The sequence below is a fragment of the Streptomyces sp. GESEQ-4 genome, from assembly GCF_017948455.1.
In the GTDB taxonomy this organism is placed as follows: domain Bacteria; phylum Actinomycetota; class Actinomycetes; order Streptomycetales; family Streptomycetaceae; genus Streptomyces.
The window spans coordinates 59,120-65,934 of the sequence record NZ_JAFFSU010000038.1 but is presented as its reverse complement, the minus strand read 5'-3'; the positions used below and the strand labels follow the sequence as shown (position 1 = coordinate 65,934).

The window sequence follows — 6,815 nt, the reverse complement described above, 5'->3', positions numbered from 1 at the left end:
ACCGTTGAGCCGTTCCGACGTCTCAAACCTTAGCGGATCCTCTCGGCGATTCCCAATCGGGCCACCGAGTTCCCATTCGAATTGAAATCGGGCATGCCGAAATCGACCCTGACGGGAGATCGTGCTGATGGTTTGGTTTGCCGCTTTCGCGGCGGGAGGTGCTGTCGCAGAACCGTTACGGCTCCGCGGCAACCCGAAGAACATTACGGATCGGGGAGGGGGCTGTCAAGCGTCGCCTGTCAAGATCTTTAGTCGAGGTCCGTGAGACGGCCGCCGGCGTCGGGCTGGGCGTGCTCCACCCTGCGCAGAAGGCGGGTGAGGACCTCGCCGAGGACCGTGCGCTCCTCCGGGGACAGGTCCTGGAGGAGGTCCTCCTCGAAGACCGTCGCGAGGCGCATCGCCTCCAGCCACTTCTGGCGGCCCTCGGCGGTCAGCTCCACGATGACGCGGACGCGGTTGGACTCGTCGCGCTCGCGGGTGACCAGACCCTCGGTGACCATGCGGTCGATCCGGTGGGTCATCGCGGCCGGGGTGAGGCCGAGTCGCTTGGCGAGGTCGCCGGGGCCCATGCGGTAGGGAGCGCCGGAGAGGACCAGGGCCTTGAGGACCTCCCACTCGGCGTTGCTGATGCCGAGGGCGGAGGTCTGGCGGCTGTAGGCGACGTTCATACGGCGGTTCAGGCGGGAGAGGGCCGAGACGATCTTCTCGACCTGGGGGTCGAGGTCCTGGAACTCGCGCTGGTAGGCGGCGATCTGTTCTTCGAGCGTCGGCTCGGTGACACCGGGGGTCTCGGCCATGGGCGCAGTATCGCATGCGGACTCTTTGCTTTGAAGTCCTTCGCTATGTACTCTTTAGCTTCGAACTTTAGTCTTGAAGTCTTCACTCCTAACTAGTGAGAGAGGTGAACGTGACCAGGGCGATGGGCGCAGCGATGCGCCGGATCCACGTGGGCAACGCACTCAGCGCGTTCGGGCTCGGTTTCACCGTCCCCTACCTGTACGTCTATGTGGCGCAGGTGCGGGGGCTGGGGGCGATGACGGCGGGTCTCGTACTCGCCGTGTTCGCCGTGGCCGCGCTGGTCGTGCTGCCGTTCGCCGGGCGGGCCATCGTCCGGCGGGGTCCGCTGCCGGTGCTGCTCGCCGCCCTGATCACCGCCGCGGTCGGTGCGCTGAGCCTGGGGCTCGCCGGTAATGCCACAGCTGTCCTGCTGTCGGCGGCCGGTCTCGGGGCGGGGCAGGCCGTGATGCAGCCCGCGCTCGCGACGATGATCGTGGACTGCTCGTCGGCAGAGACCCGGTCGCGGGCGTTCGCCACGCAGTTCTTTCTGCAGAACCTGGGGCTGGGTGTCGGTGGCCTCATCGGCGGTCATCTCGTCGATGCCACGCGCGTCAGCTCCTTCACTCTGCTGTTCTCGATCGAAGCGGCGATGTTCCTGCTGCTGGTCGTCGTGATGGTGACCGTGCGGATGCCGCACTCGCCGCAGATCGGCCGGGCGCCCGCCGGATCGACCAAGGGCAGTTGGAAGCAGTTGCTGTCCAACCGGGCCATGGTGCAGCTGTGCGTGCTGGGCTTTGTGCTGTTCTTCGCGTGCTACGGGCAGTTCGAGTCGGGGCTCAGTGCGTACGGGGTCGAGGCGGCCGGGATCTCGACGTCCGCGCTCGGGACCGCGCTGGCCGCGAACACCGGGATGATCGTCGTGGCGCAGTTCCTCGTTCTGAGGTTCGTGGAGCGGCAGAGGCGGTCTCGGGTGATCGCCGCGGTGGGGCTCATCTGGGCCGTGGCCTGGATCGCGGCCGGGTACGCGGGGCTGGGACATGGCAGTCAGGCCATGGCGACGGCCGCGTTCATCTCGACGTACGCGCTGTTCGGGCTGGGTGAGGCGATGTTGTCGCCGACGGTCGCCCCGCTGGTGGCCGATCTTGCGCCGAGTGGGCTGGCCGGGCAGTACAACTCCGCGTTCGCGCTGGTCAAGCAGTTGGCGCTGGCGGTCGGGCCTGCGGTGGGCGGGCCCATGGGGGCGTCGCTGCATGCGCCGTACATCGTGACGTTCCTGCTGTTCTCGCTGGGGATCACCTACCTCGCGGTGCGGTTGGGGCGCCAGCTGACGGACGTACAGGATCAGCCGTCGCTGAGGAAGAGCCGGGTGGTTGCCCAGGGCAGTGGGACACCAGTGGAGTCCATCACCGCCTAGCGGCAACGCCGCAAAAGGGGCGCGGGGAACTGCGCGACCAGCCACCACGCACCCGCAGCCAGAAGCCGCCACGCGCCCCCTACGGCGCTATCCCTTTGGCAATACGAACTCGCACCAGACCGCCTTCCCGCCCCCAGGCGTCCGACGCGAACCCCAGGTCGAGGCAATCGTCGCCACGATGGCGATACCCCGGCCGGACTCGTCGCCGGGTTCCGCTCGGCGGCGTCTCGGCAGATGGTCGTCGCCGTCCGTGACCTCGATGATCAGGCGCCGATCAGTACGGCGGAGCCTCAACCGCATGGGTGGGATGCCGTGCTGGAGGGAGTTGGCGACCAGTTCGCTGGTCGCCAGGACGCCCAGGTCGTGCAGTTCGGGCGGGAAGCGCCAGCTGGTCAGGACCCCGGAGGCGAAGGCACGCGCGCGTGGGGCCGCTTCTACGCCGCCCAGGAGTTCCAGGGCGGCGTTGCGGAAGAGGTCGCTGTCGGGGCCCGTGCGGGACGGGTGCTGGAGGACCAGGACCGCTACGTCGTCGTCGTGGTCGGCTGTGACGCCTGCCGTGCGGACCAGGCGGTCGCAGACGACCTGGGGTGTGCCGGTCGCGCCGGCCAGGGCTCGCTCCAGGCTGGCGATGCCCTCATCGAGGTCCTCGTTGCGGCGTTCCACCAGGCCGTCCGTGTAGAGGACGGCCGTCGAGCCCGGGCTGAGGGCGACCGTGCCCGACGTGTGCATCCAGCCGCCGGTGCCCAGGGGCGGTCCCGTGGGCTCGTCCGCCCGGACGACCTGGCCGTTCTCGTCGCGGATGAGGATCGGCAGGTGGCCGGCCGAGGCGTACACCAGCCGTCCCTCGTTCGGATCGTGGATGGCGTACACGCAGGTGGCGATCTGGTTGGCGTCGATCTCGGTGGCGAGGCCGTCGAGGAGCTGGAGGATCTCGTGCGGGGGGAGGTCGAGGCGGGCGTACGCGCGGACGGCCGTACGGAGTTGGCCCATGACCGCGGCCGCGCGCACGCCTCTGCCCATGACATCGCCGATGACGAGGGCCGTGCGGCCGCCGCCGAGGGTGATCACGTCGTACCAGTCGCCGCCCACCGCGGCTTCCGTGCCGCCCGGCTGGTAGGTCGCGGCGACGCGCAGGTCGTCGGGTTGTTCGAGGACCTGGGGCAGGAGGGAGCGCTGGAGGGTGACCGCGGTTTCGCGCTGGCGGCGTTCGCTGGCGCGGAGGCGTTCGGCGGCTTCGGCGTGGTCGGTGACGTCGGTGGCGAAGATCAGTACGCCGCCGTCCTCGGTGTCCGTGACCGGGGTGCAGGCGAAGGTGTAGGAGCGGCCGTCGGGGGCCTTGCGGGACTTGACCGTGCGGGGCTTGCCGCTGCGCAGGACCTGGTCGAGGAGCGGGAACAGGCCGAGTTCGTCGAGTTCCGGGAGGGCCTCGCGGGCCGGGTCGCCGAGGGGGCGGGGGCCGAACGCCGTCACGTAGGCGTCGTTGACGTAGGCGAGGCGGTGGTCGGGGCCGTGGACGAGGGCGACGAGGGCCGGGACACGGTCGAGGACCTCGCGGACCGGCAGTTCGTCGACGGCGGGCACGGACAGCGCCTCGTCGGTGAGCTGCTCGGCGCGGGCGGCGGGCACGGAGCTCTCGCCCCGCCGGTCCGGGGGGACCGCGTCGGTCCGCGCTGCGGCGCGGCGCTGCGTTCCGGGGAGCCGGGCGCTCCAGCGCGTGAAGTTCACGAATCCTTGCCTCGTGTAGTCGTCTTCGGCCAGCTCCGGACCCGGCCGGGGGTCTGGGGGGTGGCACCCCGGGGTTGCAGCACTATGGGTGGGCCTCGTGGGTTCGAAGGGCGAGCAGGTGCTCGTCCGTGGGGGTGGGGACCAGTCTGGCAGGGTGGCCGGCCGGGCCGACATCCGTCAGACGCCGGGCCTGGCGGTGGAGTTCCCGGGTTCGGTCAGGTCGACCCCTTCGGGTCGTCCGAGGGCTTACCTGATGACTTTCCACCGGCCGCGAGTTCGAACTCCGCTCGGGGATGTTCGAGCGATCCGAGGGAGACGATCTCCCGCTTGAAGAGCCCCGACAGTGTCCACTCGGCCAGTACGCGGGCCTTGCGGTTGACGGTCGGGACCCTGCTGAGGTGGTAGACGCGGTGCATGAACCAGGCAGGGTAGCCCTTCAGCTTGCGTCCGTAGACGTGTGCGACGCCTTTGTGGAGTCCCAGGGAGGCGACCGAGCCTGCATATTTGTGCGCGTAGGTCTCCAGCGGCTCGCCACGCAGTGAATGGGCGATGTTGTCGCCGAGAACCTTGGCCTGGCGCAGGGCGTGCTGGGCGTTGGGGGCGCACTCCTTACCGGGTTCTTTGGCGGTGGCGTCGGGGACCGCGGCCGCGTCTCCCGCTGCCCACGCGTGCGTGGTGCCCTCGATCGTCAGCTCGGCGGTGGCTTTCAGACGTCCGCGGCCGTTGAGGGGGAGGTCGGTGGCGGCGAGGATCGGGTGGGGTTTGACGCCGGCCGTCCAGACGACCGTACGCGTCGGGAAGCGCTGTCCGTCGCTGAGTACGGCGATCCGGGCCTCGCAGGATTCGAGGCGGGTCCGCAGCAGCACCTGGATGTTGCGGCGGCGCAGCTGGGTGACGGTGTAGCGGCCCATCTCCTCGCCGACCTCGGGCAGGATGCGGTCCGAGGCCTCGACGAGGATCCACTTCATGTCTTCGGGCTTGATGTTGTGGTAGTAGCGCGCGGCGTAGCGGGCCATGTCCTCGAGTTCGCCGAGCGCCTCGACTCCGGCGTATCCGCCCCCTACGAAGACGAAGGTGAGGGCCGCGTCGCGGATCGCGGGGTCGCGGGTGGAGGAGGCGATGTCCATCTGCTCGATGACGTGGTTGCGCAGGCCGATGGCTTCCTCGACGGTCTTGAAGCCGATGCCGTGGTCGGCGAGGCCGGGAATGGGGAGCGTGCGCGAGATCGAGCCAGGCGCGAGGACCAGTTCGTCGTACGACAGCTGCTGCGGGCCCGTGCCCTCCTCCTCGGTGGCGAGTGTGGTGAGCGTCGCGGTGCGTTTGGCGTGGTCGATGGCCGTGGCCTCGCCGATGATGACGTGGCACTGGTCGAGGACGCGGCGCAGCGGTACGACGACATGGCGGGGGGAGATGTTCCCGGCCGCGGCTTCCGGGAGGAACGGCTGGTACGTCATGTACGGGTCGGGGGTGACGACGGTGATCTCGGCTTCGCCCTGACTCAGTTCCCGTTTCAGCTTCCGTTGGAGACGCAGGGCTGTGTACATCCCGACGTAGCCGCCGCCGACAACGAGAATGCGCGCACGTTCCTTCACCATCCCATGACGCACCCGGCGCTTGCGTTTGTCCACAGGCTCGGCAATTTGTGTGACCGGGCGCCGGGGACGCCCTTAGTTGGCCGAATTGCCGGAGTGCGGGAAATCTTCGCAGGTCAGCGAGGGTGGGATGGGTAGGGGGTAGGGGCGGAATCAGGACGTATGCGACCCGTACTCCGATCGGGGGGCGCTCCGTGCGGAACCTGCCCCTTCTGAATTGACTCCCTCTCAACTATGTTCGTGTGTCAACGGGGTGTAGGGGGATGCGCCTTCGGGTCGGCCGGAGGGCGGGCCCGTGATCCGGGTTTGTTCCCAGCGCCTCGCGTCCAATGGCGGGGAGAGTCTCCGGGGGGAGACGTCATTAACCGGGGGAACACGTATGCACATTCAGGACAATCATTGGTCGTCTGCGTCCGCCATCGCACCCGGCGGCGCGATCGGCATGGCGGCAGGCAACGGACGCGCGGACGGAGGGCGGTCGGCACCGCTGCGCGTGGACGCACAGCGCAATCTGGAACACGTACTGCGTGCGGCCCGTGAGGTCTTCGGCGAGCTGGGGTACGGCGCGCCGATGGAGGACGTGGCGCGGCGCGCACGGGTCGGTGTCGGCACGGTGTACCGGCGCTTCCCGAGCAAGGACGTCCTGGTGCGGCGGATAGCCGAGGAGGAGACCTCCCGGCTGACCGACCAGGCACGGGCCGCGCTCGGCCAGGAGGACGAGCCCTGGTCGGCGCTTTCGCGCTTCCTGCGGACGTCCGTGGCGTCCGGTGCCGGGCGGCTGCTGCCGCCGCAGGTACTGCGCGTCGGGGTCGCCGACGAAGGCTCCGGCCTCGACGAGGCCCGGGTGCCGCAGCAGCGCACCCAGCCGGGGGCCGGAGAGCTGCGGCTGGTCCATGAGGAGACGTCGGCGGTCCCCGCGGACGACGCGGGCGCGGCGGCGCTGCTCGAGGTCGTGGGGCAGCTCGTGGAGCGGGCGCGCGCGGCGGGCGAGCTGCGGGCCGATGTGTCGGTGTCGGACGTACTGCTGGTGATCGCGACGGCGGCGCCCTCGCTGCCGGATGCGGCGCAGCAGGCGGCGGCCTCGGCGCGGCTGCTGGACATTCTGCTGGAGGGGTTGCGGTCGCGTCCGGTGTGAGCGCGGGCGGCCCGCTGACCTGATCGACGAGGTGATGCCGGGCGGGGGTGGTGCGCTGCCCCTGCTCGGGCGTCCACGGGGGACGTGGCGCTGCCGAGGTGCACGCCCGTTGATGCTTCCCCGTTTGGGTGATGGTTAGTACTGCCTCGCGGTAAGTCGCCACGGACGAGTG

General features: G+C 69.8%; 5 protein-coding genes. 2 read left to right on the top strand and 3 right to left on the bottom strand.

Annotated features, from left to right (window positions below; all coding sequences use genetic code 11):
* Positions 1-248 precede the first annotated feature (248 nt).
* The gene (locus tag KCH48_RS39360) at positions 249-797 is read right to left on the bottom strand and encodes a MarR family winged helix-turn-helix transcriptional regulator (RefSeq protein WP_210582422.1); all 549 of its coding nucleotides are present in this window, start codon (positions 795-797) and stop codon (positions 249-251) included.
* A 110-nt stretch (positions 798-907) separates the two neighbouring features.
* Here KCH48_RS39360 and KCH48_RS39355 point away from each other — a divergent pair, with 110 nt between their 5' ends.
* Positions 908-2,191, top strand: coding sequence for an MFS transporter (locus tag KCH48_RS39355; RefSeq protein ID WP_307841071.1), 1,284 nt, complete (start codon positions 908-910; stop codon positions 2,189-2,191).
* 87 nt (positions 2,192-2,278) lie between these two features.
* Here KCH48_RS39355 and KCH48_RS39350 read toward each other — a convergent pair whose 3' ends face one another.
* Complete coding sequence (locus KCH48_RS39350) at positions 2,279-3,916, bottom strand: SpoIIE family protein phosphatase (protein ID WP_210582420.1); 1,638 nt, start codon at positions 3,914-3,916, stop codon at positions 2,279-2,281.
* A gap of 215 nt (positions 3,917-4,131) precedes the next feature.
* Complete coding sequence (locus KCH48_RS39345) at positions 4,132-5,511, bottom strand: NAD(P)/FAD-dependent oxidoreductase (protein WP_210582418.1); 1,380 nt, start codon at positions 5,509-5,511, stop codon at positions 4,132-4,134.
* A gap of 376 nt (positions 5,512-5,887) precedes the next feature.
* Between KCH48_RS39345 and KCH48_RS39340 the strand changes: the two genes are divergently transcribed.
* A complete protein-coding gene (locus KCH48_RS39340; protein ID WP_210582415.1) occupies positions 5,888-6,643 on the top strand; it encodes a TetR/AcrR family transcriptional regulator in 756 nt (251 codons plus the stop codon).
* The last annotated feature ends 172 nt before the right edge of the window (positions 6,644-6,815 follow it).